We start from the raw sequence: 1,282 nt of genomic DNA on the forward strand, positions 1-1,282 counted from the left end.
GTGGGTGTGCATGACGATTTCTTCGCGTTGGGTGGGGATTCGATTTTGAGTCTTCAGGTGATTTTCCGGGCGAAGCAGTGTGGGTTGTTCTTTTCGGTGAAGCAGTTGTTCGAGGTTCCGACGGTTGCTGGTCTTGCGGGTGTGGTGGAGCGGCGTGATGTGTCGGGGGTGGTTGCGGAGCAGGGTGTGGTGGTGGGGCCGGTGGAGTTGTCGCCGGTTCAGCGTTGGTTCTTCGGTCAGGGTTTTTCGGTTGTGGGTCATGTGAATCAGTCGGTGTTGGTGGAGGTGGATGCTGGGTTGTCGGTGGGTGTGTGGGAGCGGGTGGTGCGGTGTCTGCTGGTTCAGCATGACGGTTTGCGGGCGCGGTTCGTGTGTGAGGGGGGTGTGTGGCGGGCTGAGTTGGGTGGGGTGCCTGATGTGGTGCCGTGTGAGGTGGTTGATGTTTCGTCGTGTGGGGTGGATGGGCGTGAGGCTTTTGTCGTGGGGGTGGCTGGTCGGGTTCAGGGTGGTTTGAGTCTGGCTGGGGGTGATGTGTTTCGGGTGGTGGTGTTCACGGGGTGGGGTGGTGGGTTGCCGGATCGTGTGTTGTTGGTGGCGCATCATCTGGTGGTTGATGTGGTGTCGTGGCGGATTGTTCTGGAGGATTTGCGGGCGTTGGTGGGTCGGGTGGGGTCGGGGTTGGATCCGGTGTTGCCTGCGAAGTCGAGTGCGTGGCGGGACTGGGTTGCGCGGTTGGGTGTGGAGGCGCGTGGTGGTGTGACGTTGGGGGAGGTGGGTTACTGGCTCGGGCAGGTGGGGCCGGTGGGTGGTGTGCCGGTGGATCGTGTGGGTGTGGGTGTGGGTGCCAACACGGTGGGTGGGAGCCGGGTGTGTGGTGTGGTGCTCGGGGTGGGGGAGACGCGGGCGTTGTTGCGTGATGTGCCGGCGGTGTTCGACACGCGGGTGAATGATGTGTTGCTGGCTGGTGTGGCGGCTGCGGTGGGTGCGTGGTCGGGTGTGGACCGGGTGCGGGTGGATGTCGAGGGTCATGGTCGTGAGGAGTTGTTCGACGATCTTGATGTGTCGCGGACGGTGGGGTGGTTCACGACGATCTCGCCGGTGTTGTTGCCGGTTCCTTCGGTGGGTGGTGTGGGTGAGGGGCTGAAGGCGGTCAAGGAGGTGTTGCGGGGGCGTCCGCGGCAGGGCATCGGTTACGGTCTGCTGGCTCACGGTCCGGAGGTGACTCCGTTGACGGGGACGCCGTCCGCCCAGATCAGCTTCAACTACCTCGGCCAGTTCGACG

The 1,282-nt window shown here is 63.7% G+C and carries 1 protein-coding gene; it reads left to right on the forward strand.

The window, feature by feature from the left end:
- Positions 1–1,282: condensation domain-containing protein (locus ACFYQ6_RS34950; RefSeq protein WP_388766894.1), on the forward strand; the 1,282-nt coding region annotated here is incomplete at both ends.

Source organism: Streptomyces sp. NPDC005494 (genome assembly GCF_042872025.1).
Taxonomy (GTDB): Bacteria; Actinomycetota; Actinomycetes; order Streptomycetales; family Streptomycetaceae; genus Streptomyces.